Raw genomic sequence first — 25,489 nt, forward strand, 5'->3', positions numbered from 1 at the left:
GAAGAAAGCACTCGTCATCGCGCTGGCGTACTTCGGTGTGACCGTGGGCGCAGGCTTCGCCTCCGGGCAGGAGATGCTGCAGTACTACGCGTCCTACGGATTCTGGGGCATCGCCGGCGCGGCGGTCGTGGTGGTCCTCATGCCGATCACCGCCATGGTCATCCTGCAGTACGGCAGTTACTTCCGGGCGCGGTCCCACGAGAAGGTCTTCACCGGGGTCACCTCGAAGCCGGTGGCCGTGTTCCTGGATTACTCACTGTCCATCGCCCAGTTCTGCATCGGTTTCGTGATGATGGCCGGTGCCGGCTCCAACCTCAACCAGCAGTTCGGGCTGCCGTTGTGGGTCGGCTCCGCACTGATGGCTGCCCTCGTACTCCTCACCGGAATGCTCGACGTCGACCGGGTCACCCAGGTCATCGCCATGATCACCCCGGTGATGATCCTGCTGCTCATCGCCGCGGGTATTTACGCCGTGTCGTCCCCGCCGGAGTCGCTGCAGGCCGTCAGCGACTACGCCATGGCCAATGTCGACTCCCCGGTCTCCGGCTGGCTGCTCGCCACCCTCAACTACGTGGGCCTGGCGATGTTCAGTGGCATCTCCATGGCCATCCTCATCGGCGGCAGCAACTGGAACACCCGCACCGCCGGGTGGGGCGGGTTCATCGGCGGCTCGCTGTTCGCCGGCATCCTGTTGCTGATCACCGTCGCCCTGCTGTTCCGCATCACCGACGTCGCCGACAAGGCCCTGCCCACCCTCGAGCTGATCAACCAGATGAGCCCCGGCATCGGCATCGTGGCGTCCGTGGCGACCTACCTGATGATCTTCAGCACCACCCTCGGCGTGCTCTACTCGTTGGGCAAACGCCTCACCGTGAACCGCGCCACCGGCTACCGTCCGGTGTTCGTGGTGCTCACGCTCGCCGCCTTCGCCCTGAGCTTCTTCGACTTCGCCCTGCTGGTGAACAAGGTCTTCCCGATCCTCGGCTGGCTCGGCATCGCCCTTGTCGCCGTGCTGCTGGGCACGTGGGTGGTCAACGGCCGGAAGCGCATCGGGCGCGAGGTCCTGCGCCGCGACCGCATCCGCACACTGATCCTGCGGCTCGTGGACCCGAAGGGGAAGTTCACCCGCAAGGACTGGGCCACGCTGGAGAAGTCCTTCAAGGAGTCCAGTGTGAGCGCCGGTCAGCTCCGCGACGACGTCACCGAGGACGTGGTCCAGGAACTCGACGGCGACGACGACATCGACTTCTCCGCCGAGGACTTCGACGCCGAGGAGTTCTGGGAGGAAACCCGCGACGAACTGCGTTAGCCCGCTAGTCCGCTAGTTCACCTGGTCCGGGACCAGGTCCAGGATCATCTCGGTGAACTCAGGGGTCGGGCCCGGCGTGGCGGCGCGGACCATCGTGATCCCCAGTTCGGCGGCGGTCTCGGCGGCCTCGTTGTCGAGGTCCCACATCACCTCCATGTGGTCGGAGATGAAGCCGATCGGCACGAGCACGATCGGTCGCCGGTCGCCGGCACCGACGGTCTCCTCGAGGTGGTCGCAGATGTCGGGGTCCAGCCACGGGATGTGCGGCGGGCCCGAGCGCGACTGCCACACCAGCTCCACGTCCGTGCCGTCCTCCCCGTCGGAGGCGAAGCTCGTCAGCTCGCGGACCTCGCGGGCGGCGGTGAGCACCTGCCCGGAGTAGCGGTGCGTGGAGTCCGAGGAGGACGTCTCGTCCGCCGAGACCGGCACGGAGTGCGCGGTGAACAGCAGGCGGGCGTCCTCCCGCACGTCGGCGGGAAGCTCCTGCCGGGCGGCGTCCACCAGGCGCGCGAAGGAGGACAGGAACAGCGGGTGGTCGTGGAAGGGGCGGATCTTCGTCATCGTCGGCGGGGTCAGGCCCGCGTCCCGGCAGGACTGCAGCGCCCGCTCGATGTCCTCGCGGTACTGGATGTCGCCGGAGTAGCCGCCCCAGGCCGACGTCGCGAAGACCACGACCTCGGTGATGCCGTCGGCCACCATCTGCTTGGTGGTGTCCTCCACGTAGGGCTCCCAGTTACGGTTGCCGAAGTAGACGGGGAGATCCAGGCCACGTGCGTCGATCTCGGTGCGCAGGTGGTCGATGATCTCCAGGTTCTGGTCGTTGATGGGGCTCTTGCCGCCGAAACGGTAGTAGTGCTCACCGACCTCGGCGAGACGCTCGCGGGGGATACCCCTGCCGCGGGTCACGTTCTCGAGGAACGGGACCACGTCCTCCTCTTTCTCGGGTCCTCCGAAGGAGAGGACGAGCAGTGCCCTGCGGGCGGTGGTGTCAGACATGCCAGACTCAGCCATGCCCGCAATTCTACTCGCCGGGTAGTCCCAACTCGTGGATCAGGGCACTGCGCAGGGTGGTGTGGCGGAACACGTGCCCGAGGTCCTCGAGCACCCGGGGCGAGACGTTCTGGTCGGCGAGGGCGAGCTCCTCGGCCCCCTGCACGCCCAGCAGCATCGCCGGGGCGGCCGCCGGCACCGGCAGGGACAGCGGGACGCGCACTCGTTGCAGGCCGGACAGGGTCGCGGTGAACTCCGCGTTCGTGACCATCTGCGGCCCCACGCCGTTGACCGCCCCGGTCAGGGTGTCGTCCGCCACGGCGCGCACGTAGACGTCCACCAGGTCGTCCACCGAGATCCACGGGAAGTGCTGCCGGCCCGAGCCGAGCACGCCACCACCGACCCGGCAGGACGCCGCCAGCGCGGTGAGCAGCGGCGAACCGCCCGCCAGCACCAGGCCCGTGCGCACCGCGACGACGCGACGTCCGGCGTCGGCCGCCGGGGAGGCGGCGTCCTCCCAGTCGGAGACGACCTCGGCGAGGAAGCCCTCGCCGGCACCGGCACGCTCGTTGACGCGTCCGGCGCGGCTGTGGCCGTAGAACCCCACGGCGGACGCACCGATGAAGGTGCCGACCCCGTCGGTGGCGGCGGCGAGCTCGGCGAGTCGACGGGTGGGGCCGATCCGCGAATCGCGCACGGCCGCCTTGTGCTTCTCGGTGAACCGTCCGGCGATGGGAGCTCCGGCGAGGTGGACGACGGTGTCCACCCCGTCGAGCAGGCCGCTGGCGGGGGAGTCCGGGTCCCAGATCCGGGCGTGCGGTTCATGCGGCATCCGCGAGCGCGACAGCGGGATGACCGTATGCCCCAGATTGCGCAGCAGTGCGACCAGGCGGGTGCCGACCAACCCGGTCGCCCCGATGACCGCCACGGTGTGGTGGCCGGTCACCTCCGCCGAACCCACGCGGGCGCGGTGTGCCAGGTCGTCGGCGAGCTGGCGGTGGCGGTAGGTGAACACCCGGTCCAGCAGTGCGGCAGGGGCGTTGGCCTGCACGGAGTCGGTGAGCACGGTGCCCGCGGACCCGATGGCCCCGTCCTCGCGCAGGGTGTGGGTGTGGCGCCAGCCGGTGAGCTGGCGCAACGGGGTGCTCACGCACTCGTCGGTGAAGGCGTGGCCGTCCCTGAATTCGCCCGGCACGTGACGGGCCTCCCAGGTCCGCAGGCCCGGCACGCCGCCGGGCAGGGAGAGCAGGGTGGTCCCGTCGCACAGGGAGTCCGCCTCGGCGGCGACACGGATGCGGGAGAAGCCCGGGGTCAGACGCGTCACCGCGCCCGGGCGGGTGTGCCAGTCCCAGACGTCCTGACGTGGGAACCGGAGATGCTGATGGTGGAGGTGGGTCACGAACCCCAGTGTAGGACCGGTCCGGGATCTGTGTCGCCGGTGTCACCGGCGTCGCGGCCGGACGCGGCGAGCAGGTCCGCACGCGCCCGCGCCACGCGCGACCGGATCGTCCCCACACGCACGCCGCAGATGTCCGCGGCCTCGGCGTAGGTGTGCCCCAGGATCTGGGTGAGGATCAACGCCTCACGACGGTCCGGGGCGAGGTTGTCCAGCATCGCCCGGGCATCCACCAGCTCCGCCCACGTCTGCCCGCCGGTGGTGTCCGGGGAGGTGGTCAGCTCGGTGGCGTCCTCCCACTGCTCGGCGGAGCGGCGTGGACGGGCCATGTCGTGGCGCACGCTGTCGACCCAGGTGTGCCGGGCCAGTGCCAGCAGCCACGTGCGGGCCGACGAGCGGGCGGCGAAGCGAGGCAGGCCGCTGAGCGCGCGCAGGTAGGTCTCCTGGGTGAGGTCGTCGGCGCGGTCGGCATCCGCGAGGTGGGCCAGCAGACGCCAGACGTCGGCGTGGGTGGCCTCGATGAAGTCGTTGAGGGCCCGCCGGTCGCCACCGGCGGCACGCAGGGCGAGGTCGGTGACCGCGCGGTCCGACTCGGACACGGCGGAAGTGTCGCGGGCCGACTGGGCTGAACTTCTTCGCACGGTACCGAATTCTAGCAGGACCGGCCGGTGACCGGCCACACCACGAGTCATAAATGTACCCATTAAATCCGTCAGGATTGATAGTGCGAGGCATCGAGGTGGAGTGTATAACGGGAACCAGGCGGCAGGACGCCCCCGACAGGGCCTGCGAACCATCCCCGTGACCGACCATCACGGACAGGACCCTCCGGGAGCTCGACCGTCGACCACGACTGACACGTGCGCGACGCGTGCACGACACGGCAGCACCCAGGAGGGAACACTTATGAGCACGGACAAGCACACGAGCTCGAAGGACATCGCAGACCGCGGCGTCTGCCCGTACTCCGGGCACTCGACCAACGCCAACGGCTCCCCGGTCACCACCGAGGAGCACTCCGTGACCGTCGGTGAGCAGGGCCCCATCGCCCTGACCGACGTCCACCTCGTCGAGAAGCACGCCCACTTCAACCGCGAGCGCATCCCGGAGCGCAACGTGCACGCCAAGGGCTCCGGTGCCTTCGGCGAACTGACCGTCACCGAGGACGTGTCGCGCTACACCAAGGCCGACCTCTTCCAGAAGGGTCGGGTCACCCCGATGCTCGCCCGCTTCTCCACCGTCGCCGGCGAGCAGGGCTTCCCCGACACGGTGCGTGACGTGCGCGGATACTCGCTGAAGTTCTACACCCGCGACGGCAACTACGACATCGTGGGCAACAACACCCCGGTGTTCTTCCTGCGCGACGGCATGAAGTTCCCCGACTTCATCCGCTCCCAGAAGCGCCTGACCAACGGGCTGCGCAGCGCGGACATGCAGTGGGACTTCTGGACCCGCAGCCCCGAGTCCGCCCACCAGGTCACCTACCTCATGGGCGACCGCGGGATCCCGAAGGACTTCCGCCACATGGACGGCTTCAGCTCGCACACCTACCAGTGGATCAACGCGGCCGGCGAGCGCTTCTGGGTGAAGTACCACTTCAAGACCCGGCAGGGCTGGGAGTTCTTCACCGACGACGAGGCCAGCAAGGTCGTCGGCTCCGGCGACTTCGACCACTCCCGCGCCGACCTCTACGACGCCATCGAGCGTGGCGAGTACCCCACCTGGGACGTCAAGGTGCAGATCATGCCGCTCGACGAGGCCGAGGGCTACCGCTACAACCCCTTCGACCTGACCAAGACCTGGTCGCAGAAGGACTACCCGCTGATCGACGTGGGGCACTACACCCTGAACGCCAACCCGCAGAACTTCTTCGCGCAGATCGAGCAGGCCGCGTTCGCACCGTCCAACATCGTCCCCGGGATCGGGTTCTCCCCGGACAAGATGCTGATGGCGCGCGCCTTCGCCTACGCCGACACCCAGCGCTACCGCCTGGGCGCGAACTACCCGCAGCTGCCGGTGAACCGTCCGGTCGTCGAGGAGCGCAACTTCTACACCATGAAGGACGGCGCGGCGGCCTACGAGTTCCCCGCCGACGGCACGCCGGTGTACTCGCCGAACCGCTTCGAGCGCGGTGAGGGCACCGACGACGTCTCCGACGGATCCGGCGTGGTGGAGAAGGGCGTGGCGCCGGGGGAGTCGTCCTACGGTTTCGGTCGCGGCCAGGAGTCCGCCACCGGCCCGGCCGACGACCTCGGCCTCTTCGACGACAACTACGGCGGCGACCTCACCCGTGGCGCCTACGTGCGCCACCCGGAGGACGACGACTTCGGCCAGGCCGGCAACCTCGTGCGCGAGGTGCTGGACGACGCCGCCCGTGAGCGTCTCGCCGGCAACATCGCCGGGGCGATGCAGGGCGTCTCCGAGCAGGTCGAGGGCCAGTGCTGGACCTACTGGGGCCGGGTCGACGAGAACCTGCGCGACCGTGTGAAGGAGATCTACACGGAGCTCAAGAACAGCTGAACATGCTGAGGGTGGGCTGAACTGGAGCGGGCAAGCTTCTGCCATTAGTGTGGTTTCTGCATCCATATACCCTGTACATGACTGCAGGCGCCACACCAAGAGGAGTTCACCCATGCCCGCCACCACACCATCCAGTACCCCTACCGGTCCGCGCAGGACGTCCCGACGTGGTCGGCTGGCGTCCCGCGTCCTGGCGGCTGGCACCGCCCTGCTCGCCTCACTGGGCCTGGGCGCCACGCTCGCCCCGGCCGCCCACGCGGCGCCGGGCACCGGAAACATCGTCGCCTTCGGCGACTCCTTCGCCGCAAACCCCGACCAGGTGCGCAACACGCTGCACGGCGTTCCGGGGCCCATCGGCGACTGGGCGGACGACTACCCGCAGACCGCGGGCTGCTGCAGTCCCCGCAGAACTTCCCCCGGCAGCTCAGCCAGGTCACGGGACGGACGGTCGACGACTACTCCTGCTCGGGGATCAGCTCCGGGTCGATGATCACCCGCATCAACCAGGCGATCAACGCCGGTGTGCTGAACAACGACTCCACCGTGGTCCTCGCCGTCGGCATGAACGACTTCGGGCCGTTCGGCTACGCCGAGAACGGCACGGGGCTGATTGATCCGGTCAACGTGGCCGCCAGCTACCGCTCGAACATGGCTTCCGCTGCGGCGCGGATCCGCTCGGTGGCCCCGGGGGCCTCGATCGTGGTGCCCGGCACCCTGCCCACCGTGGACCGCGACACCATGATGTACTGCCCGCTGAACGTGGTCCCCAACATGCCGGCCGGGCTGCCCATCCCGCTGCTGCGTGACGTGGAGAACTGGAACCGTGAGAACCAGAAGACCGCCGCGGCCGACATCGGGGCCACCTACGTCGAGGTCATCGACGGTGCCCGTGGCCACGACAGCTGTGCCGCCGACACCGAGCGCTACGTCGCCGGCATCATCGACACCACGACCCCCGGGTACATGATGATGTTCCACCCCTCGACCGCGGGTTCCCGGTACCTCGCGGAGACCGTCGCCCCCCACGTGTGACGGTCAGCTCGTCTCCTTGGCCCTCTCGCCACCGGACAGGGGGACGGTGTGGTCCCACAGTGTGGCGTGCAGGGCACGGCCCATCACGTAGGATCCCACGGCCTGGACGATGAGTAGTGCGAGGACGGCGACGATCCCCCTGACCAGGTAGCCGACCGCGAAGCCCTCGGTCGCCCAGGAGTGGACGAAGTCAGCTGCCACGAGCAGCGGCAACCCCATGCCGAGCGCGGGACCGATCATGTTGACCTGGCTCAGCGCGTCCGGGGCGAGGTACATCGCCACGGCCGAGACCAGGACGTAGAGCGAGCCGATGACGGCCAGGACGCTGACGATGATCGCCGGGATCCAGCCGATCTCGCTCGTCTCCTGGACCACCCCGGCCTCGGCGGCGAGCAGGTCGACGGTGGACTGTGTCTGTGTGAGCATCATTTCTCCTACCTGCGTCCGCGGGTGATGATCCGCGCGAAGGCCATGGTACTGATCGCGCCTCCCAGCCCGGCGAGCAGGACGACGTCGTAGGTGATCGACGAACTGTAGAACAGGCTGTAGACGAGGAAGCCGGCGATGATGGTCAGGAAGACCATGTCGGCCAACACGGCACGGCGGGCGTCGTTACGGGTGGATACGGTCCGCCACAGAACGAGGGCCATGGCCGCGGCGATGATCACCGCGGAGACCCCGGCGAAGATCCACAGGAATTGTGTCGGTGTCACTTCGAGTCGTCCTCTCTCTTGTCGCCGTCGGCGGGTGGGGTGTCCTGGTCACCGGTGTGGGGTTCCTGACCGGTGGCGGGACTTCCGTGCCGACCGCGGAGCCGGGACAGCGGTGTTCCGGGAAGACCCCGGCGACCGCTGAGGTCCAGGTTCGGCTGCGGCAGGCGGGAACGAACCTCCAGCGCGTTCACCAGCGAGGCGATGGGGGAGGTGCGGCGGCCGCTGCGGGAGGCCTTCGTGCCGTCGGCGGTGGGGGACTGGTCGTGCGCCTCGGACATGGCGGAAATGCCGCCGTCCTGGGACGGGGCGACCCGTGCGGGGTCGATGCCGCCCTCGGAGTCCTTGGCGTCGTCGTCGGCGTCGTCGAGGTCGAGGGCCGGCGGGCTGAGTTCTTCGGCGAGCTTGCGCCGACGGCGCTTCTCCTCATCCTCGATCCGACGGCGCTTCTCCTCGGCGGCCTTCTTCGCGTGGGTCTTGGCGATCTTCTCGCGTTCCTCGCGGGAGAGGTTGTCGAAGTCGTTGACGTCGAGGTTGTCGTCCTGGCGCATGATCGCCGCGACGAAGGCGGCGGCGTGCGGGGTGGAGTCGACCTTCTCGATGTCGAAGACGCCGTCCTCGCTGGCACGACCACCGCGGTTGCCGCGGTAGCCGCGGGGCCCGGGAACGCCGCGCTCCACGAGGTGCTCCACGTCGAACTCGATCTTGCGCTTGCGCACGGAGGGGGAGATCTTCGCCTCCATCACCGCCAGCGAGTGCAGCAGCTCCTGCGGGTCGGCACCGTACATGGCGTGCACGGCGAGGAAACGCTGCACACGGGTGAGACCGTGGGTACGGAACTCCGAGGTGGCCACGGAGCTCACGTCGCTGAGGTTTCGTTTGCCGGCGTTGGCGTCCTCGTCGACCTCCTTGGGGCCGGTGACCCCGAGGGCCAGGGTGCCCGGCGTCATGGTGATCGAGGCGATGAAGATCGCGATGTCACGTTCACTGGTCAGGCGCAGCGGGTAGTAGATCATCACGGGCGCGATGTGACGACCGGTGGTGAAGGTGTCGTAGGCCATGATGGTGGACTCCTTCACGATCTGGCCCGCGAGCCAGACCGAGTAGGACGTCCAGTGGCCGATCTGCTGGAAGATGTTCTTCTTTTCCATCACCGGGTTCCTTCCGCTGCGGATTCGGTGTGCGCCAGGCCGTACTCCTCGGAGGGCAGGACGACCCCGACGGCCTCGTCCGGGTCACCGAGGATGGCGTGGACGTAGTCCGTGGTGTCCGTCAGCGACGCCGCGGCGTCGCCGGTGACCTGGGTGATCGCGCCGATGCCGAGGAACATGGCGATGCTGATGACCATCATCGCCGCGCTCGGCAGGGTGAGCCGCACGCTGACCGCCAGGCTGGGGTCCATGTCCTGCTTGTCCATCGGCTTGCCCCAGAAGCACTTGCGCCAGACGTGCAGCATGCTGAGCAGGGCGCCGATGGAGGCGACGACGACCGCGCCGACACCGACCCAGACCATCGGCCCGGAGTCGCGGACCATGGCGAAGATCAGCATGAGCTTGCCCCACAGGCCGGAGAACGGCGGGAAGCCGATCAGCGACATCGCGGCGGCGGCGAAGACCACGGAGATCATCGGGTCGCGACGCATCAGGCCGGACAGCCGGCGCAGCCGCCCGGTGCCGTAGGTCTCCTCCACCGCACCGGCGGCCATGATCAGCGCACCTGCGGTGATCATGTGGTGCAGCATGTAGAAGATCGCCGCGGAGAGCATCAGCTCGGCGTTGCCGCCGAGGAAGGCCAGTGCGACGAGGATGAACGGGATGCCGTTGACCATCTGGTAGGAGATGACCCCGCGCAGGGTGGTCTCGCCGAGGGCGGCGAACCCGCCGATCATCATGCCGATCACGGCGAAGACCAGGATGGTCAGCGCCCAGCGTTGGTCACCCTCGAAGATGGTCATGAAGATGCGCAGGATGGCGTACACGCCGACCTTGGTGTGCAGCCCGGAGAACAGGGCCATCACCGACGGGGAGGTCGATCCGTAGGCGCGGGGGAGCCAGGTGTGCACCGGGGCGGCACCGGCCTTCACGGCCAGGGCGATCAGCACGATGCCCAGGGCGAGCCAGAGCTGCCACTGGGTGCCGTAGATGCCCTCGGCGAACCCGCCGGAGGCACGTTCGCCCGCGGCTCCTGCGAGGGCGGCGATGTTGGTGGTGCCGACCACCGCGTACACCAGGGCGACACCGGAGAGCAGGGTCAGCGAGGTCACCAGGTTGACCAGCACGAAGGTGCGTCCTGCGGCGAGGCGCGCCCAGGTGCCGGTCATGGCCAGCAGGCCGAAGGACGGCATCAGCATGACCTCGATGAACACGAAGAGGTTGAACAGGTCGGCGGTGAGGAAGGCACCCCACACGCCGGCCAGCAGCATCAACGTCATCGCCGGGTAGAACCGTGCCTGAGACTCGCCGACGGCCTCGGCGAACCAGTTGGCGGTGAAGGCGACCACGGAGGTTGCCACGATCATCACCGCGGAGAGCGTGTCGGCCGCCAGCGGGATCGAGACGCCGCCGATGAAGTCGCCGACGTTGTCGGCGACGACGGTGGTCTCACCGCCGCCGGCAACCTGGGTCAGCAGCAGGACGCCGCCGACGATGCCGGCGAAGGGGACGATCAGGCCGAGGGCCCGCCGGGGCAGGCTCCAGGGCAGCGCTGCGGCGATGCCCGAGGACATCAGCGGGACGACGATGAAGAGTGCGAGGAGCGGGCCGAGGGTGTCCGGGTTCATCAGTAGTCCACCTCTCGGTCGCGCCGGCGCTTGGCCTGTGCGGAGTGTTCGTCGATGCGGTGGGCGGAACGCTGGCCCACGGTGTCCAGGGCGCGGAATTCGCGGCGGGCGCGCTGGACGTCCTCGCCGGAGCGGGTGTCGTCGTCACGGCCGAGGGCCGCGAGGGCGAGCAGGACGGCGGTGGTCGCCATCGAGATGACGATGGCGGTGAGGACGAAGGCCTGGGGGAGCGGGTCGGCGGACTCCGCGGGCAGCGTCCGGTCTGCCAGCGGGTCGGAGCGCCAGGCCCCGATGCCTGCGGCGAGCAGCAGCAGGTTGACCCCGTGGCTCATCAGCGTGGTGCCGATGATGACGCGGACCATGCCGCGCTGCATCACCATGTAGACGCCGGCCGCGACGAGCAGGGCGATGATGGCCGCGATGATCATTGGTCGTCACCGTCCTTCTTCTCGTTCTTGTCTGTCTTGTCTGTCTTGCCTGTCTTGTCGGACTTCGGGGCGGGGTCCGCCTCGTCCGGGTGTTTCTGTTTGTTCCGGCGTTGCTCCTCGGCGACGGCCGAGGGGTTCAACGGGACCGCTGAACCACCGGCGGTGACCGCGACCTTCGAGCCGGCGAGGGCCTGGAGCTCAGGGCGCTGGGCCATCATCTTCGAGGACTCCACCGGACTGGCCTTGGTGAGCTTGCCGGGCTCGGCACCGGGCCGGTCGCGTCCGCCGAGCGAGTTGAGGACGATGGCCACGATGCCGATGACCGCGAGGTACACGCCGCCGTCGAAGAAGAGCGAGGAGCTGAAGTGTTCCGAACCGATGTAGAAGTGGATCGGTGCGAGGAAGCTGCCCTCGAAGAAGCCGAAGAGTCCGGTGACCAGTGCCAGGACGATGCCGCCGCCGACGAGCTGGTAGCCGAGGTCGACCTTCCCGATCTTCTTCGCGTTCGGCTGCACCAGGTACCAGAACACCAGGCCGAGGGCGAGCATCAGGGCGGCGAGGAAGCCACCGCCGGGTGCCTGGTGACCGCGGTACAGCGTCACCGCGGAGTAGACCACGAGGACGGCGAGGAACGGCCAGACCACGTTGCGGCCCAGGATGGAATTCAGGTGGGTGCTGCGCAGGTACTTCGAGTAGAAGGGCGCGAGCTCCGGGATCTTGTGCACGTCGGGGAACTTGGTGGACCCCTCCTTGCGGAAGAGCTCGGCGGTGGAGCCGGGACCGTAACCGGGGACCGGGGACTTCGGCACCGAGGCGACGATCGCCGCGATGACGATTCCGGCCATGCCCAGCACGGACAGCTCGCCGAGCGTATCGAGTGCACGGAACTCCACGAGGATCGCGGCCACGATGTTGTTGGCGCCGGACACGTCCGGGGACTCGGTGATGTACCACTGGGCCAGCTCGGGCCGCGGGTGACGGCCGATGAGCAGCCAGACACCCACGAAGACGACCAGGCCGACGATCGTTGCGAGGGTGACCGCGAACTTCGTGCGGTTCTCACCCTCCTTGAGGTAGAGCCTCGGCTGGTGGCGGACGACGAGCATGAGGAACACGGTGACGATGAACTCGACCATGAGGTTGGTCATCGCCACGTCCGGGGCACCCAGGGTCAGCATGATCCAGGAGACACCGGCACCGGCCACGCCGACCAGGACCACGGACCCCATCCGCGAGCGGGTGGAGATGATCGCCATGGTCACGAGGAGCATGATGAGCAGTCCGGCGATGTCGGTGATGTTGTCGATGCCGGAGACCCGCGGCTGCAGGGCGCCGAGGTTCTCCAGCCCGCCGGGGCCGAAGAACGCCGCGGTGCCGAGCACCAGGAGCATCACGAAGATCCACAGCAGGTGGCTGTTCGGGCTCAGGGCGTTGCCCAGGCGGCTGACCAGGCGGCCCCACCGGCTGGCCATTCGCAGTGTGAAGGCGATGAGCTCGTTCCCGGTGAAGGGGAAGAGCCGGTGGTCCTCCATCCAGTCGGTGAAGGCGCGGTGGCGCATGGCCACGAGGATGCAGCCGACCACGATGACGGCGATGGTGATGTAGAGCGGGATGCCCGGGCCGTGCCACAGCGCGAGGTGCGAGTGCGGGTCGCCGGAGCCGATGGAACCGACGATGGCGTCCATCGGGGCGTCGAACAGCGACAGGAAGAGTACGACCGGCAGGGACAGCACACCGGGGATCGCGGCCGGCAGCCAGAAGGACGCCGGTGCCTCCTTCACCTCGTCGACAGGGACGACCTCGGCGGTGTCGACGGCCGAGCCGGTGTCGATGAAGGCACCGATGAGGTACTTCGCGGAGTACATGAAGGTGGCGACGGCGCCGACACCGGCGGCGATGAGCAGCACGATCTCCCAGCCCGGCAGCAGCGGGGACTCGGTGAAGGACTCGAGCATGCCCTCCTTGGACACGAATCCGAGCAACGGCGGGATGCCGGCCATGCTCGCCGCGGCGATCGCGGCGGCGGTGAACGTGGCGGGCATGCGACGCCAGATCGAGCCGAGCTCGCGGATGTCGCGGGAGCCGTTCTGGTGGTCGATGACGCCGATGACCATGAACAGCGAGGACTTGAACATCGCGTGTGCCGCGGTGTGCAGGACGGCCGCAGCCAGGGCGAACGGGGTGCCGATACCGATCGTCGCCACGATCCAGCCCAGCTGGGAGACCGTGGAGTAGGCGGTGAGCCGCTTCAGGTCCGTCTGCTGGTAGGCGAAGACCGCGGCCATGACCGCGGTGGCCATACCCGAGATGATCAGCATCAGGTTCCAGACCAGCACGTCGGAGAAGATGCCGGAGAAACGGAGCAGCAGGTAGATGCCGGCCTTGACGACGGCGGCGGCGTGCAGGAACGCGGAGACCGGGGTCGCCGCGGCCATGGCCTCCGGCAACCACACGTGGAAGGGCAGCTGGGCGGCCTTGGAGAACCCGGCGAGCGCGATGAGCACGGCGACGATGACGGTCACCGAGGCGTCCTGCCCCCAGACGTCGCTGTTGATGATGCCGGAGATGTTCGACGTCCCGGTGGCGGCGACGGCGACACCCAGGCCGACCAGCAGGCTGAGCCCGCCGGTGAAGGTGAGGATCAGGGTACGCACGGCACCGGGCTCACCGGTGTGGCCGGCGCGGGCGATGAGGAAGAAGGACGCCAGCGAGACGAGCTCCCAGCCGATGAACAGCACGGAGACGTCGTCGGCGAGGAACAGGACGACGACCGACACCATGAACGCCGTCATCAGGACGTAGAAGTTCATGATGTGCTCCCCGCGGTGCAGGTACCGCGAGGAGTAGGCGAACACCGCTGAACCGATCAGGAGTGCGAGCAGGGTGAAGAACATGCCCAGGGGGTCCATGCGCAGGGCGAACTCGAGGTCCGTCCCGCTGCCGTCCACGCCGGGCAGGACGTCGCGGACCCAGGTCGCCGAGAAGACGGCGTCCTGTCCGTCGAGGATGTCCCCGGCGTAGGAGAGTACGTAGGCGGCCAACCCGAGGAACACGGCGGCCAGTGGCCAGCCTGCGTTGCGGTCGAGTGTCTTGACCAGGACCGGGGTCAGTGCGAGAGCTATGGCAAGCACCACAGGAACGACGATCAGGGTCACGGTCTCACCAACACCTCACATTTGTTCTGACTCGGTAGGCGCCCCATGGTTCCTGCGGCTGTCGGGTCTTTCGGACCGAACCACCTGCGGATCCGGTCAGGATCCGAGTAACCTCATGCGACGGGCCAAGTTTATCAGGCGTGTCGGACACGGGTACGGGCAGGACTTTGCAGTAGGGGCCCCTGCCCTTACCCGGACACGCCCGGACGGCGACCTTGTTACGATCGGGCGGCATGTCTCATACAGCGTCTGAAACGCCCGACCGACAGTCCAACTCCGCATCGCTCGAACTGCCCGCACTGGGGTTCGGCACCTACAAGTTGTGGGGTACCGAGGGCGCCGATGCGGTCACCGGAGCCATCGAACTCGGCTACCGCCTGATCGACTCGGCCTACAACTACGAGAACGAGGGGACGGTCGGGGCCGGCATCCGTGCGGCCGTGGACCGGGGCCTCGCCGCGCGCGACGAGATCATCTACACCAGCAAGCTCCCGGGCCGCTACCAGGAGCGCGAGAAGGCGTTGGCCGCGGTGGAGGAGTCCTACTACCGGGCGGACGTCGGCCCGATCGACCTGTACCTCATCCACTGGCCGAACCCCGGCCAGGGCCACTTCGTCGAGGCCTGGCGTGCGTTGATCGAGGCGCGGGAGCGTGGCCTGGTCAAGCACATCGGCGTGTGCAACTTCCTGCCGGAGCACATCGAGACCCTGGAGAAGGAGACCGGTGAGCTCCCGGAGGTCAACCAGATCGAGCTGCACCCCGCCTTCCCCCAGGTCGGCGCCCTCGAGTGGAACAACTCGCACGGGATCATCACCGAGGGGTGGAGTCCGCTGGGACGCGGCGCCGCGCTGGACAGCGCCCCGGTGCAGGACGCCGCACGTACGCACGACGCCTCCGCCGGGCAGGTCGTGCTGGCGTGGCACCGGGCCGTCGGCTCCCTGGCGATCCCGAAGGCGTCCAGCCGGGAACGTCAGCAGGAGAACCTCGACTCGCTGAAGCTCGAGCTCCGCGACGACGAGGTCGCGGCGATCACCGCCCTGGGGCGTCCCGACGGGCGTCTGAAGGGCCAGGATCCGGCGAGCTACGAGGAGTTCTGAGACAATCGGCTGCGTGCCCACGCAAATCACCCACCCCCTCAGACTCCGGCTGCTCAACGACTACGAGGTCGTGGTCGCCGGACTCCGGTCGATCCTCGCCCCGTACGAGGGCAGGATCCACATCGTCGAGACGGACGTGGGGACCACCGGCGAGCGCCCGGTGGACCTCACCCTCTACGACACCTTCGGGCTGACCCAGGCGGACGGCCAGGAGATCGACGCCGTGCTGGCCGACCCCACCGCCGGGCGCGTGGTGGTCTACAGCTGGAACATGCAGGCCGACCTCATCCAGACCGCCCTGGACAAGGGGTGTCACGGCTACCTCGACAAGTCGATGGGTGCCGGGGTGCTGGTCGAGTGCCTGGAGGCGATCGTGGAGGGGCAGGTGCTGGTCTCCGACACCGCGGAGTTCGCGGGTGCCGCGGCCTCCGACCCGGTGCCGGTGCGTGGCGTCTGGCCGGGACAGGCGGAGGGGCTCACAGCGCGGGAGGCGGAGATCGTCACGTTGATCACCAGGGGGATGACCAACGCGGAGATCGCCGAGCGGAGTTTCATCACGATCAACTCGTTGAAGTCGTGCATCAGGTCGGCGTACCGCAAGATGGGCGTCGAACGGCGCTCCCAGGCGGTGCGGTGGGGGATGGAGCACGGGATGACCCCGCCCGGACGTGAAAAGACCCCCCAGCCGAGCTGAGGGGTAACTCCCGGTGGTGGGGGAGGAGGGGTCCGGCCCGCGGGGGCCGGGGACGTCACCTCTTCTTGGTCACCAGTCCCACGATCCACAGCAGGATCACCGCGCCGATGAGGCACGTGATGAAGCTGAAGATGATTCCTCCGCCGGCCACGTCCACGCCGAAGAGGGTCAGCAGCCAGCCACCGAGGAAGCCGCCGATCACGCCGACGACGATGTTGAGGATGATCCCCATGGAGGCGTCGGTGCCCATGACCTTCGAGCCGATCCAGCCGGCGAGACCGCCGACGATGATCCAGCCGATGAAGCCGAGGGGCGGGGGCCGAACTGGCGGCGAGGATAAGCGTATTCGAGTCCATGTCATTCTCCGTTCATGAGTCGTCGTTCCGGGACGGGGCGCAGGGGTCTGCGGTCCGCTAGTTTCCGGTGATCTTGTTGATTCCCTCGGAAATCTTGTCCTTGGCGTTCTCTGCGGCGTCCTTGACACCGGACGCCGCCTGGTCGGTCTTCCCGTCTCCCTTGAGACGGTCGTTGTCGGTGACGTCACCAGCGGCTTCCTTGGCCTTGCCGGCGGCGTCCTGAGCCTTGTTCTTGATCTTGTCGTCGAGACCCACGGTGGTTCTCCCTTTCGGTCGTCGGAAACAAATGTTCGTTCCCAGTGTACGTCATTGTGTCGAAAGTGTGACGGGCATTTTCCGTCGTTCGCGGCCTCTCCGGTCATAAATAAACCGAAAAAGGCATGACAAAATAAACGGTGTGTCTATATGTCAATACACTTCCGCAATTGGCTGCACTCGCTCGCAACTCGCTCGAATCGTGTTGTCGTTCAGCGGCGGGGCATCACCGTCCGCCCCAGACCGTCGGCAGGCCCTGGAGGGCACTGGCACCCACGGTCACGAGATCCTCCCGGGGACGGTGGGTACGCAGCGCGTCCCGCAGGTTGCGCACCTGTCGGGCGCGGGCGTCGTCGTCACCGTCCGGACCGCTCCCCGGGGCAGCGTCCAGGGACCGTAGGACGCAGGAGAGCGTCGTCTCGCAGGCGTCGTGGACGATGCCGCGGACCCGCAGGGCCTCAGCCCACTCCGGTGCCCCTGTGGCACCTTCGCGGTCCACGACGCCGGCCAGTCGCTCCAGGACCGCACCGCCCGCGAAGAGCGCCGTGTCGCAGCGTCCCAGGTCCCACAGGTCCGTCCTGTTCACGGCGTTCATGGCGTCCGGTGTCGGCCGGGCGAGCCGCAGGTGCAGCTTCTGCGCGAGGCCACAGGCCGCGCCCCACCACATCGCCGCCTCCCCGGCCGCCGCGAGGGCGTGCCCGGGACGCGACGTGTACCAGTCCTGCGCTCCCACGACGTGCGCGTGGGCCCGCAGGAACCTCACACTCCCACCGTCCCGGGCGTCGACGGTCACACCGTCGTCGTGGAGCCGGACGGAGAAGAGGCTGTGTGCCGCTCCGTCGGTGCGGGCGCTGACGAGCGCGTGGCTCAGCGAACCCACCGCCGCGGACCCGGACACTCCTCCGGTGAGCAGCCAGCCGCCGGTCGGCGTCCGCTGGGCGTGCACCTGTGCCGCGGAGTCGTCGGTGAAGACGCCCCAGGTCGACCCCGCCGGGGCGAAGACGACCAGGTCGAACTCGCGCGCCTGCTGCAGGATCGCGAGGGCCTCCAGGTGTGGGCCCAGACACCGGGCCGCGGTGAGGTTCAGCGCGCCGAGCTCCGCCAGGCCGCGCCACATCCGTCGGGTGTTGCCGGGGGACTGCAGCCCGACGGCCCGGCGGACGTCGTCGGCGAGCGCCAGGGCGCGTTCCGCGTCGTCCCCGGCACGCAGGATCCGTGAGCGCAGCGCGGTCGGCAGGACGCGGCCCGCGCCGGACGGGGTGAAACTTGTCATCGGTTCCACGCTAGAAGTGGCGGCCTACGCGGGAAACACCCCTGAGGGTGGCCTCCTGCGGCCGGTCACCCGGATCCCACGCAAAGAAAAGGAACACCCTCCGTCCTGCGTCTGCAGGTCGGAGGGTGTTCCTCTGGCTGTCGGGGTAGCGGGATTTGAACCCACGACCTCTTCGTCCCGAACGAAGCGCGCTGCCAAGCTGCGCCATACCCCGGTCTGGAACGGCACGGATCAACCCTCGCGGGTTTCTCTGTGTCGCAACAGGTAAGCACTATAGACGGACTTCCGGCCCCGTGGCAAAACACCTGCACACGGCCGCGCAACGGGTCGCGTCAGGACTCCCGCTCCACCACCCGGACCAGGGTCGCCGACGGGCGGCAGAACATCCGGAAGGGCACGTACTTCGACGTCCCCAACCCGTTGGTCACGTGCAGCCACATCCGCTCGGACCACCGCGACAACCCGGAGACCCGGGAGCGGTCGATCCCGCAGTTCGTCACGATCGCCCGCCCGCCGGGCAGACACAGCTGACCGCCGTGGGTGTGCCCGGCCATCATCAGCTGGTAGCCGTCGGCGGCGAACTCGTCGAGCACCCGGGGCTCCGGGGAGTGCGCCAGGCCGATCGCCAGGTCGGCCTCGGGGTTCGGCGGGCCGCCGAGGGCCCCGTAGTCGTCCCGGTCGAGGTGCGGGTCGTCCACACCGCCCACGGCGAGCTTCACCCCGGAGGTGGCGAAGTCCACGCGCCGGTGGGTGGCGTCCTCCCAACCGTGCTCCACGAAGGCGGCGCGCATGCCGCGCCACGGCAGCTCCACGTCGCTGGGCTTGTTGCGCTTGCCCAGCAGGTAGTTGAAGGGGTTCACCGGGTGCGGCGCGTAGTAGTCGTTGCTGCCGAAGATGAACACACCCGGACGGCGCAGCAGCGGACCCAGCGCACGCAGGACGCCCGGCACAGCCTGTTCCTCGCCGAGGTTGTCGCCGGTGTTGACCACCAGGTCGGGTTCCAGGGCGTCGAGCGAGGCGACCCAGCCCTGCTTGATCTTCTGGTCGGCGAGCATGTGCAGGTCGGAGACGTGCAGGATCCTGAAGTCGTCCTGCCCCTCCGGCAGCGTGCCCGGCTCGAGCGCGGGCACGGTCACCTCGTGCAGGACGAAGGCGCGGGTCTCGACGACGGCGGCGGCCGCCGTGGCCACGCCGAGCGCGGCGAGTGCGCCGGTGGCGCGCAGGGCGGAGGAGAGGACGCCGCGGGCGCGTGCGGAACTGTTGTCTGGGAGGTCTCGGCTAGTCACCCTGCCCAGTGTAACGGCGGGTGGGACGTGGCCTAGTCGAACTCGTCGAGGGTCATGTCCCAGCCGGTCTCACGGGTGGCCGTCCCGGACGATCCTGTTCCGGACGCACCGCCCGTCGCCGTGTCGTTCGCCGCACTGCGGTAGCGCGCGGGGTTGCCGCGGTCGTAGTCACGGTTGTAGGAGGGCAGGCCCGCACCGCCGTAGCTTCCGACCATGGAGTTCGCCGCGGTGAAGAACGCCCGCGCCGGCTCGTTGCCGCCGTAGAGGTTGCCCTCGCCGCACTGGCGCAGCGGCCCGGTGCACAGTGGGGAGGCCTGCGAGCCGTCGTTGAAGGCGTACGTCGCGCCCGCCAGGCCCGGGGTGAAGCCCAGGAAGGCCGCCGACAGGCTGGTCTCGGTGGTGCCGGTCTTCGCCGAGATCGGCCCGCCCCAGCCGGACGCGTCGGCCGCGCCGGACGCGGTGCCGTCCGCGACGTCCCCGCCCATGCCGTTGGCCAGGGCGTCCGCCACACCGGAGGAGAGCGCCTGCTCGCAGTCCGGGGTGTCCAGCGCCACGTCCTGCCCGTCGTGGTCGGTGACCGACAGGACGGGGGAGGGCTCGCACCAGCGGCCGTGGTCGGCGAGGCTGGCGGAGACGTTCGCCAGCTCCAGGGGGTTGACCTCCAGCGGGCCCAGCACGAAGGAGCCCAGGTTGCTGTCCTTGATGAAGTCGGCCACGGACTGCTCGCCGTCGTAGGAGCCCGCCTCGCCGTAGGAGCGCAGGCCCAGGTCCACGGCGATGTCGGTCATCCGCTCGGTGCCGAGCTTCTCCGCCATGGCCACGAAGGGGGTGTTGGGGCTGGTGGCCAGTGCCTCGCGCAGGCTCATCTTCGACTTGAAGTCGCCGGCGTTCTCCACGCAGTAGCGGTTGGCCGGGCATCCTTCCGCACCGCCGCTGCCCATGCCGGAGACCTCGATGCGGTTGGGAACGTCGAGGCTGGTGTTCAGGCCCATGCCGTTCTCCATGGCGGCCGCGGCGGCGAAGATCTTGAACACGCTGCCGGCGCCGTTGCCCTCGGAGGTGTGGGTCACCGGCAGGACGGTCTCGCTGACGTCCGCGTCGAGCCCGTAGGTACGCGAGGACGCCATGGCGACGACCTCGTGGGCGTCGTCCGTCGGTGCGATGAAGTTGGAGGTCAGCGACACACCCGGGGTGGACGGGTCGGCCTGGGCGCGTACCGCGTTCACGGCCGTCTCCTGCGCTGCCGGGTCCAGGGTGGTGCGCACCGTGTAGCCGCCACGGGCGAGCTCGGCGGTGTCCAGGTCGTGGTTCTCCAGGTACGACAGCACGTAGTCGCAGAAGAAACCGGCGTTGTCCGCGCCGATGCAGCCGTTCGCCTGGCCCACGGGGCTCTCGTTCACGCCGAGGGGTTCGGCCACGTAGCGGTCGCGCTCGGCGGGACCCAGGGCGCCGGTCTCCACCATGGAGTTGAGCACGGCGTCGCGCCGGGCCTGGGCGCTCTCCGGGTTCGTCCACGGGTCGTGGGCGCTGGTGGACTGCACCATGCCGGCCAGCAGGGCGGACTGCGGCACGGTGAGCTGGTCGGCGGTGGTGGAGAAGTAGGTGCGCGCGGCGGCCTCGATGCCGTAGGCGCCGTTACCGAAGGAGATGAGGTTGAGGTACCGGGTGAGGATCTCGTCCTTGGAGTAGCGCTTCTCCAGGTCGGTGGCCATCTTCATCTCGCGCAGCTTGCGCGACGCCGAGGTCTCGGTGGCGGCGGCGCGTTCCTCGTCGTCCGCGGCGTCGATGAGCAGCAGGTAGTTCTTGATGTACTGCTGGTCGATGGTGGAGGCACCCTGCTCGACCCCGCCGCTGGAGAAGTTCGCGGCCAGGGCGCGCAGGGTGCCCCGCACGTCCACCCCGTCGTGCTCGTAGAAGCGACGGTCCTCGATGGCGACGATGGCGTCCTTCATGGTGTCGGAGATCTCGTCCGCCCCGACGGAGTAGCGGCGCTGGTCGTAGAGGGTGGCCAGCGTGTTGCCCTCACGGTCGGTGACGGTGCTGACCTCCGGCAGCGACTCGTTGTCGTCGATGTCGGCGAGGTCGCTGTCGACGGTGTCCGAGCCGGCGTTGACCACCAGGCCCGCGCCGCCGACCAGTGGGACGACGGCGAAGGCGGTGAGTGCGCCCACCATCACGACGGCGAGGACGAGTGTGGCTGCGCTCTTGAGGTAAGTCACACACAGCAGCGTATCGGATGGCCCCTGTGATGGGGAGCCCGTGCCGGTATCGCCGATCGGTCCCCGGCAGGGGGAGCGTGCGGGGGTGGCGCAGGGCTGCGCCGTCGGACGTTCCGCGGAGGTCGTGTGCGGGGTTTCGGAGGGGCGGCGGTGAGGCGCCGGCGGCGCGTCGCCGGGGCCGTCGGTAGCAGCGACCGTGGCCGGGCGGCGAGCGAACGGTCAAGTGGTGACGGACATCACATTGTACCGTCATTGTGGTGCCGTAGTGTGATGACCAGCACATCTTCTGTGGCGATCATTCCATTCCGCTGCGCGACGGCGCCGAGTGTGCCGTGGGTGGGCGAGAAGACACAGTGGTGGGGCAGTGGCGGGGCCCGTGGTGGAGCAGTGACGGGCCGGACGGCGCGACGGACCGCGTGGGCATGGCCCGGACCCTCGTCGCGGGCGCCCGGTGACGTGCCGCACAGGTTCTCGGCATATGTGCGATTCGACACTTCTAAATCTGTGTGAATACACTTACACCCAGTTTGCTGATGATCACTTCCGGGGTCAGATCTCCGGAGCCGGGGATCATCAACCCCCCGGCCACCATCCACAGCGGAAGGACATCATGACCGCTTCACTCCAACGCCCCGACACCTCCACCGACGTTGAGGCCGCCGCAGCCCCCGATGTTCGCAGCGGCAGCCAGGGTGTGCTGCACCGCACGGCCGGGCAGGTCACCACCCGCGAGTCCTTCAACAACCGTGGCGAATGGATCACCCAGGCGCACTGCCGCAACATCGACCCCGAGGAGCTGTTCGTCCGGGGGGCCGCGCAGCGCAAGGCCGTGGCCATCTGCCGCCACTGCCCGGTCGTGCTCCAGTGCCGTGCGGACGCCCTCGACAACGACGTGGAGTTCGGCGTGTGGGGCGGCATGACCGAGCGTCAGCGCCGTGCCCTGCTGCGCAAGCACCCCGAGGTCGAGAGCTGGGCCGACTTCTTCGCCGGCCAGCTCGAGGCGTCCCAGGCCTGAGCCGGGACATTTGTATACTCGTCGACATGACTCAATGGGAATACGTCACCGTTCCGCTCCTGACCCACGCCACCAAGCAGATCCTCGACAACTGGGGTGAGGACGGCTGGGAACTCGTCTCGGTCCTCCCCGGCCCGACCGGTGAGCAGCACGTCGCCTACCTGAAGCGGGAGAAGTAGTGCCGGTCGACGGGGGCCGCGTCTCCGCCCGGCTCGGTGAGCTCGGTCTCACCCTCCCCCCGGTCGCCGCGCCGGTCGCGGACTACGTGCCCGCCGTGCGCACCGGTGACCTCGTGTTCACCTCCGGCCAGCTGCCCTTCGTCGACGGCCGGTTGCCCGTGACCGGCTCCGTGGGTGCCGAGGATGCCGCGGTGTCCCCCGAGGACGCTGCGGCGTACGCCCGCACCGCCACGCTCAACGCCCTGGCCGCCGTCCACGACCTCGTCGGCATCGACAACGTCGTGCAGGTCGTCAAGGTCGTCGGCTTCGTCGCCTCGGCCGCCGGATTCGGCGGACAGCCCGCCGTCGTCAACGGTGCGTCCGAACTCCTCGGCGAGGTCTTCGGCGACGCCGGGGCGCACGCCCGCAGTGCCGTCGGCGTCGCCGAGCTCCCGCTGGGGAGCCCGGTCGAGGTCGAGCTCATCGTCCGCGTGGCCTGAGCCGTCCGCCCGTCCCGTCCCCGCCACCGTGGCCGCTTCCGGGACGGGTGGACCCACCCCCGCCCGGACTGACCGTGGGCGGTCCCCGCAGTAGGATCAGAGCCATGGAGCATCCCGCGTACAGCCAGTTGCGTTCCGTCACCCCTTCCACCGGAGTCGTCCTGTGCGACAACCCCAGCTACCAGGCGTTGGAGGGCACGAACTCGTGGGTCATCCGGGCACCGGGTGACAGCCGGAGCGTGATCGTCGACCCCGGGCCGCAGGACGAGGGACACCTCAACGTCCTGCGCGCGAAGGCCACCGAGGGTGGCGCGGAGGTCGCACTGATCCTCCTCACCCACCACCACCCCGACCACGAGGACGGGGCCGCCCGCCTACGCCAGCTGCTGGGGGCACCGGTGCGCGCCATCGACAAGCGCTACTGCATCGGCGGGGACGTCCTGGAGGACGGCGAGGTGATCCGGTTCGAGGGGCTGACCCCGTCGATCGAGGTCATCGCCACCCCGGGGCACACCGATGATTCGGTCTGCTTCGCCGTCCACACCGACGCCGGTGACACCGATGCCGACGTCGAGGCCATCATCACCGGTGACACCATCGCCGGACGGCACACCACCATGATCTCGGAAACCACCGGTGACCTGGGCGACTACCTGGAGACCCTGCGGCTGTTGATCCGTCGTGGGGCCGGGGTGCACATGCTGCCGGGCCATGGTCCGGACCGCGAGGACACCGCCGAGCTGGCGCAGAAGTACCTGGAGCGTCGGGAGTTCCGGCTCCAGCAGGTGACCGAGGCCGTGGCGAAGCTGGGGGACGAGGCCACCGTGGGCCAGATCGTCGACGAGATCTACACCGACGTCGACCCGGTGCTGCGTGACTCCGCCAAGCAGTCCACGCGTGTGGCGCTGCGCCACCTCGGCAAGCTGTAGGAGTCCCGGCGCCGGCCCGTGTCGCCGGATCACCCTTCCAGGCAGCGATTCGGCCCCTTTGCCTACCTGGAAGGGTGAGTATCTTCGGGCTCGGGCAACGGGGTGATGTCGCCGGTGTTCCCGGTGCCCTCGCGACGTTCATCGTCCCCGCTGCGCTGCGGGGCGAACGCGAGGATCAGCAGCACCAGGGCGATCAGCGCCAGGCCGACCCACCCCAGAGGGGCCAGGCGTTCGCCGACCACCGCCACGGCCAGCAGCGCGGCCACCGCAGGTTCCAGCAGCGTCACCGTCGTCGCCGTGCTCGGGGCGAGTGCGGTCAGTCCGTAACCGAACAGGACGTAGCCGAGGAACATCGGCACCACCGCGATGTACGCCGACACCGCCACGTTGTTCCACGAGTCCAGGATCGGCGCACCCGTCAGCAGCAGGACCGGGATCAGCAGTGCGCCGCCGACACCGAACACCGAGCCCATCGCCGCGCCGCGTCCCGCCCCGACGACCATGAGCCGGAACGCCGCCCACGCGTAGACGGCGTAGGACACCCCGGCGACCAGGCCCAGCACGATGCCGGCGAGCATCGCGCCCGAGCCGGAGTCGCCGGAGTCCCGCTCACCGGACGCGACACTGATCAACACCGCGCCGGTCACGCCCAGTGCGGCGGCGGACGCCCACCACTGCCCCAGCCGCGCCCCACCGGTGAACTTCTCGATGAGTCCGGCCGCCAGCGGTGCCGAGGCCAAGGAGATCACCGTGCCGACCGCCACACCTGACAGGTGCATCGAGCTGTAGAACGCCAGGGGGTAGGTGAACACCGCCACGCCGCCGAGCAGGACGGTGCGTCGGTGCGTCCGGAGCAGGGCTCGTTGCCGCCGTAGCTCAGGGACGGCGATGAGTGCCTGGAGGAGTCCACCGACGCCGAGTGACACCGCGCCGATGGCGAGTGGTCCGACGTCGCCGGCGAAGGTGGCCGCCGTGCCGGTGGTTCCCCACAGCACCGCGGTCACCGTGACCGCCAGCAGGGCGGGGAGTCGCGAGGACGTCATGCAGCGAGCGCCCTGATGATCTCGCGGGCGTGGTGCAGGTGGGTGGTGGTTCCGTCGAGTCCGGACCGGCTCATCGCGCCCTCGAGGAGGAAGGAGATGTGCAGGGCCGTGGCTCGGCCGCTGGCTCGGTCGCCGGAACCCAGGGCGGTGGCGACGATGTCCTCGACCTCCTGCTTGTGCCGGGCGACCTGGGCGCGCGGGGCCGAGCCGAGGGGGAACTCCGCGGCGCTGTTGAGCAGGCCGCACCCGCGGAAGTGCGTGCCGTCGGCCTCGGCGTGGTCGATGTAGGGCGTGTTGCTAAAGGGTGCTGACTTCATCCAGTCCAACGTCGCCGCCAAGCACACC

At 68.9% G+C, this 25,489-nt stretch carries 25 protein-coding genes, 1 tRNA gene and 1 pseudogene; 10 read left to right on the forward strand and 17 right to left on the reverse strand.

Features of this window, described 5'->3' with window-relative positions; all coding sequences use genetic code 11:
- A partial coding sequence (locus tag ACT3TD_RS12955) for a YkvI family membrane protein (RefSeq protein WP_444615096.1) occupies nucleotides 1-1,309 on the forward strand: 1,309 nt, incomplete at its 5' end.
- Between the two features lie 12 nt (nucleotides 1,310-1,321).
- Here the strand turns inward: ACT3TD_RS12955 and ACT3TD_RS12960 are convergent.
- From ACT3TD_RS12960 to ACT3TD_RS12970, 3 genes are read right to left on the reverse strand one after another with little or no spacing between them, the layout of a single operon-like run.
- Nucleotides 1,322-2,320, reverse strand: coding sequence for a ferrochelatase (locus tag ACT3TD_RS12960; RefSeq protein ID WP_441579273.1), 999 nt, complete (start codon nucleotides 2,318-2,320; stop codon nucleotides 1,322-1,324).
- Nucleotides 2,321-2,330: 10 nt separating this feature from the next.
- Nucleotides 2,331-3,698 carry a TIGR01777 family oxidoreductase gene (locus tag ACT3TD_RS12965; protein ID WP_441579272.1) on the reverse strand — a complete coding sequence of 456 codons (1,368 nt, stop codon included), beginning with the start codon at nucleotides 3,696-3,698 and terminating at the stop codon, nucleotides 2,331-2,333.
- Nucleotides 3,695-4,336: an RNA polymerase sigma factor gene (locus ACT3TD_RS12970; protein ID WP_441579271.1), complete on the reverse strand. Its 642-nt coding sequence runs from the start codon at nucleotides 4,334-4,336 to the stop codon at nucleotides 3,695-3,697. Before ACT3TD_RS12970 ends, ACT3TD_RS12965 begins: the two co-directional genes overlap by 4 nt.
- Nucleotides 4,337-4,601: 265 nt before the next feature.
- On the opposite strand from ACT3TD_RS12970, the gene ACT3TD_RS12975 reads away from it, so the two are divergent.
- The 3 genes from ACT3TD_RS12975 to ACT3TD_RS12985 all read left to right on the forward strand — a co-directional run bounded on the left by ACT3TD_RS12975 (nucleotide 4,602) and on the right by ACT3TD_RS12985 (nucleotide 7,247).
- The gene (locus ACT3TD_RS12975) at nucleotides 4,602-6,215 is read left to right on the forward strand and encodes a catalase (protein WP_441579270.1); all 1,614 of its coding nucleotides are present in this window, start codon (nucleotides 4,602-4,604) and stop codon (nucleotides 6,213-6,215) included.
- 112 nt (nucleotides 6,216-6,327) lie between these two features.
- Nucleotides 6,328-6,705, forward strand: a complete 378-nt coding sequence (locus ACT3TD_RS12980; RefSeq protein WP_441579269.1) for a hypothetical protein — start codon at nucleotides 6,328-6,330, stop codon at nucleotides 6,703-6,705.
- Nucleotides 6,609-7,247 carry a GDSL-type esterase/lipase family protein gene (locus ACT3TD_RS12985; protein ID WP_441588371.1) on the forward strand — a complete coding sequence of 213 codons (639 nt, stop codon included), beginning with the start codon at nucleotides 6,609-6,611 and terminating at the stop codon, nucleotides 7,245-7,247. The genes ACT3TD_RS12980 and ACT3TD_RS12985 overlap by 97 nt, the downstream gene beginning before the upstream one ends.
- A gap of 3 nt (nucleotides 7,248-7,250) precedes the next feature.
- Here ACT3TD_RS12985 and ACT3TD_RS12990 read toward each other — a convergent pair whose 3' ends face one another.
- Genes ACT3TD_RS12990 through ACT3TD_RS13015 form a run of 6 tightly spaced genes read right to left on the reverse strand, consistent with a single transcriptional unit; the run spans nucleotide 7,251 to nucleotide 14,319 of the window.
- A complete protein-coding gene (locus ACT3TD_RS12990) occupies nucleotides 7,251-7,676 on the reverse strand; it encodes a Na+/H+ antiporter subunit G (RefSeq protein WP_444615094.1) in 426 nt (141 codons plus the stop codon).
- A gap of 5 nt (nucleotides 7,677-7,681) precedes the next feature.
- On the reverse strand, nucleotides 7,682-7,960 hold the full coding sequence (locus ACT3TD_RS12995) for a monovalent cation/H+ antiporter complex subunit F (protein WP_301443011.1): 279 nt from the start codon (nucleotides 7,958-7,960) through the stop codon (nucleotides 7,682-7,684).
- Complete coding sequence (locus ACT3TD_RS13000) at nucleotides 7,957-9,108, reverse strand: Na+/H+ antiporter subunit E (RefSeq protein WP_441579268.1); 1,152 nt, start codon at nucleotides 9,106-9,108, stop codon at nucleotides 7,957-7,959. The genes ACT3TD_RS12995 and ACT3TD_RS13000 overlap by 4 nt, the downstream gene beginning before the upstream one ends.
- Nucleotides 9,108-10,736: a monovalent cation/H+ antiporter subunit D family protein gene (locus ACT3TD_RS13005; RefSeq protein WP_441582492.1), complete on the reverse strand. Its 1,629-nt coding sequence runs from the start codon at nucleotides 10,734-10,736 to the stop codon at nucleotides 9,108-9,110. Before ACT3TD_RS13005 ends, ACT3TD_RS13000 begins: the two co-directional genes overlap by 1 nt.
- A complete protein-coding gene (locus ACT3TD_RS13010; RefSeq protein ID WP_301443685.1) occupies nucleotides 10,736-11,164 on the reverse strand; it encodes a sodium:proton antiporter in 429 nt (142 codons plus the stop codon). Before ACT3TD_RS13010 ends, ACT3TD_RS13005 begins: the two co-directional genes overlap by 1 nt.
- Complete coding sequence (locus ACT3TD_RS13015) at nucleotides 11,161-14,319, reverse strand: DUF4040 family protein (protein ID WP_441579266.1); 3,159 nt, start codon at nucleotides 14,317-14,319, stop codon at nucleotides 11,161-11,163. The genes ACT3TD_RS13010 and ACT3TD_RS13015 overlap by 4 nt, the downstream gene beginning before the upstream one ends.
- Nucleotides 14,320-14,552: 233 nt before the next feature.
- On the opposite strand from ACT3TD_RS13015, the gene ACT3TD_RS13020 reads away from it, so the two are divergent.
- Nucleotides 14,553-15,416: an aldo/keto reductase gene (locus tag ACT3TD_RS13020; protein ID WP_301443683.1), complete on the forward strand. Its 864-nt coding sequence runs from the start codon at nucleotides 14,553-14,555 to the stop codon at nucleotides 15,414-15,416.
- A gap of 13 nt (nucleotides 15,417-15,429) precedes the next feature.
- Nucleotides 15,430-16,110: a response regulator transcription factor gene (locus ACT3TD_RS13025; RefSeq protein ID WP_301443682.1), complete on the forward strand. Its 681-nt coding sequence runs from the start codon at nucleotides 15,430-15,432 to the stop codon at nucleotides 16,108-16,110.
- A gap of 55 nt (nucleotides 16,111-16,165) precedes the next feature.
- Here ACT3TD_RS13025 and ACT3TD_RS13030 read toward each other — a convergent pair whose 3' ends face one another.
- From ACT3TD_RS13030 to ACT3TD_RS13055, 6 genes are all read right to left on the reverse strand, one after another.
- Nucleotides 16,166-16,471: a GlsB/YeaQ/YmgE family stress response membrane protein gene (locus tag ACT3TD_RS13030; RefSeq protein ID WP_441579265.1), complete on the reverse strand. Its 306-nt coding sequence runs from the start codon at nucleotides 16,469-16,471 to the stop codon at nucleotides 16,166-16,168.
- Nucleotides 16,472-16,523: 52 nt separating this feature from the next.
- Entirely contained in the window at nucleotides 16,524-16,721 is a 198-nt protein-coding gene (locus ACT3TD_RS13035) for a CsbD family protein (protein ID WP_441579264.1), read from the reverse strand.
- Between the two features lie 226 nt (nucleotides 16,722-16,947).
- Entirely contained in the window at nucleotides 16,948-17,994 is a 1,047-nt protein-coding gene (locus tag ACT3TD_RS13040; protein WP_441579263.1) for a hypothetical protein, read from the reverse strand.
- 140 nt (nucleotides 17,995-18,134) lie between these two features.
- Nucleotides 18,135-18,208, reverse strand: a tRNA-Pro gene (locus tag ACT3TD_RS13045).
- Nucleotides 18,209-18,326: 118 nt separating this feature from the next.
- Nucleotides 18,327-19,217 (reverse strand): metallophosphoesterase, encoded by an 891-nt coding sequence (locus ACT3TD_RS13050; RefSeq protein ID WP_441579275.1) that lies wholly within the window; start codon nucleotides 19,215-19,217, stop codon nucleotides 18,327-18,329.
- Between the two features lie 95 nt (nucleotides 19,218-19,312).
- Nucleotides 19,313-21,499 carry a transglycosylase domain-containing protein gene (locus ACT3TD_RS13055; RefSeq protein WP_367620316.1) on the reverse strand — a complete coding sequence of 729 codons (2,187 nt, stop codon included), beginning with the start codon at nucleotides 21,497-21,499 and terminating at the stop codon, nucleotides 19,313-19,315.
- A 610-nt stretch (nucleotides 21,500-22,109) separates the two neighbouring features.
- Between ACT3TD_RS13055 and ACT3TD_RS13060 the strand changes: the two genes are divergently transcribed.
- The 4 genes from ACT3TD_RS13060 (at nucleotide 22,110) to ACT3TD_RS13075 (ending at nucleotide 24,101) form a co-directional block, all read left to right on the forward strand.
- Nucleotides 22,110-22,514 (forward strand): WhiB family transcriptional regulator, encoded by a 405-nt coding sequence (locus ACT3TD_RS13060; RefSeq protein WP_301443459.1) that lies wholly within the window; start codon nucleotides 22,110-22,112, stop codon nucleotides 22,512-22,514.
- A gap of 26 nt (nucleotides 22,515-22,540) precedes the next feature.
- Nucleotides 22,541-22,693 (forward strand): DUF4177 domain-containing protein, encoded by a 153-nt coding sequence (locus tag ACT3TD_RS13065; RefSeq protein WP_301443460.1) that lies wholly within the window; start codon nucleotides 22,541-22,543, stop codon nucleotides 22,691-22,693.
- Nucleotides 22,693-23,172, forward strand: a complete 480-nt coding sequence (locus tag ACT3TD_RS13070; RefSeq protein WP_441579262.1) for a RidA family protein — start codon at nucleotides 22,693-22,695, stop codon at nucleotides 23,170-23,172. The genes ACT3TD_RS13065 and ACT3TD_RS13070 overlap by 1 nt, the downstream gene beginning before the upstream one ends.
- Nucleotides 23,173-23,276: 104 nt before the next feature.
- The gene (locus ACT3TD_RS13075) at nucleotides 23,277-24,101 is read left to right on the forward strand and encodes an MBL fold metallo-hydrolase (protein WP_301444189.1); all 825 of its coding nucleotides are present in this window, start codon (nucleotides 23,277-23,279) and stop codon (nucleotides 24,099-24,101) included.
- Between the two features lie 62 nt (nucleotides 24,102-24,163).
- On the opposite strand, the gene ACT3TD_RS13080 is transcribed toward ACT3TD_RS13075, so the two are convergent.
- The gene (locus ACT3TD_RS13080) at nucleotides 24,164-25,144 is read right to left on the reverse strand and encodes a DMT family transporter (protein ID WP_441579261.1); all 981 of its coding nucleotides are present in this window, start codon (nucleotides 25,142-25,144) and stop codon (nucleotides 24,164-24,166) included.
- A pseudogene (locus tag ACT3TD_RS13085) lies at nucleotides 25,141-25,489 on the reverse strand (hypothetical protein); the annotation flags it as partial. The pseudogene ACT3TD_RS13085 and the gene ACT3TD_RS13080, both read right to left, overlap by 4 nt.

The sequence above is a fragment of the Corynebacterium sp. AOP36-E1-14 genome (assembly GCF_052377495.1).
GTDB lineage: Bacteria > Actinomycetota > Actinomycetes > Mycobacteriales > Mycobacteriaceae > Corynebacterium.

What these genes read in the sequence shown, in the direction of transcription:
- ACT3TD_RS12960 (WP_441579273.1), bottom strand. Translation starts at nt 2,320, where the DNA reads ATGGCTGAGTCTGGCATGTCTGACACCACCGCCCGCAGGGCACTGCTC.
- ACT3TD_RS12975 (WP_441579270.1), top strand. Translation starts at nt 4,602, where the DNA reads ATGAGCACGGACAAGCACACGAGCTCGAAGGACATCGCAGACCGCGGC.
- ACT3TD_RS12980 (WP_441579269.1), top strand. Translation starts at nt 6,328, where the DNA reads ATGCCCGCCACCACACCATCCAGTACCCCTACCGGTCCGCGCAGGACG.
- ACT3TD_RS12990 (WP_444615094.1), bottom strand. Translation starts at nt 7,676, where the DNA reads ATGATGCTCACACAGACACAGTCCACCGTCGACCTGCTCGCCGCCGAG.
- ACT3TD_RS13000 (WP_441579268.1), bottom strand. Translation starts at nt 9,108, where the DNA reads ATGGAAAAGAAGAACATCTTCCAGCAGATCGGCCACTGGACGTCCTAC.
- ACT3TD_RS13005 (WP_441582492.1), bottom strand. Translation starts at nt 10,736, where the DNA reads ATGAACCCGGACACCCTCGGCCCGCTCCTCGCACTCTTCATCGTCGTC.
- ACT3TD_RS13010 (WP_301443685.1), bottom strand. Translation starts at nt 11,164, where the DNA reads ATGATCATCGCGGCCATCATCGCCCTGCTCGTCGCGGCCGGCGTCTAC.
- ACT3TD_RS13020 (WP_301443683.1), top strand. Translation starts at nt 14,553, where the DNA reads ATGTCTCATACAGCGTCTGAAACGCCCGACCGACAGTCCAACTCCGCA.
- ACT3TD_RS13030 (WP_441579265.1), bottom strand. Translation starts at nt 16,471, where the DNA reads ATGACATGGACTCGAATACGCTTATCCTCGCCGCCAGTTCGGCCCCCG.
- ACT3TD_RS13040 (WP_441579263.1), bottom strand. Translation starts at nt 17,994, where the DNA reads ATGACAAGTTTCACCCCGTCCGGCGCGGGCCGCGTCCTGCCGACCGCG.
- ACT3TD_RS13060 (WP_301443459.1), top strand. Translation starts at nt 22,110, where the DNA reads ATGACCGCTTCACTCCAACGCCCCGACACCTCCACCGACGTTGAGGCC.
- ACT3TD_RS13065 (WP_301443460.1), top strand. Translation starts at nt 22,541, where the DNA reads ATGACTCAATGGGAATACGTCACCGTTCCGCTCCTGACCCACGCCACC.
- ACT3TD_RS13075 (WP_301444189.1), top strand. Translation starts at nt 23,277, where the DNA reads ATGGAGCATCCCGCGTACAGCCAGTTGCGTTCCGTCACCCCTTCCACC.
- ACT3TD_RS13080 (WP_441579261.1), bottom strand. Translation starts at nt 25,144, where the DNA reads ATGACGTCCTCGCGACTCCCCGCCCTGCTGGCGGTCACGGTGACCGCG.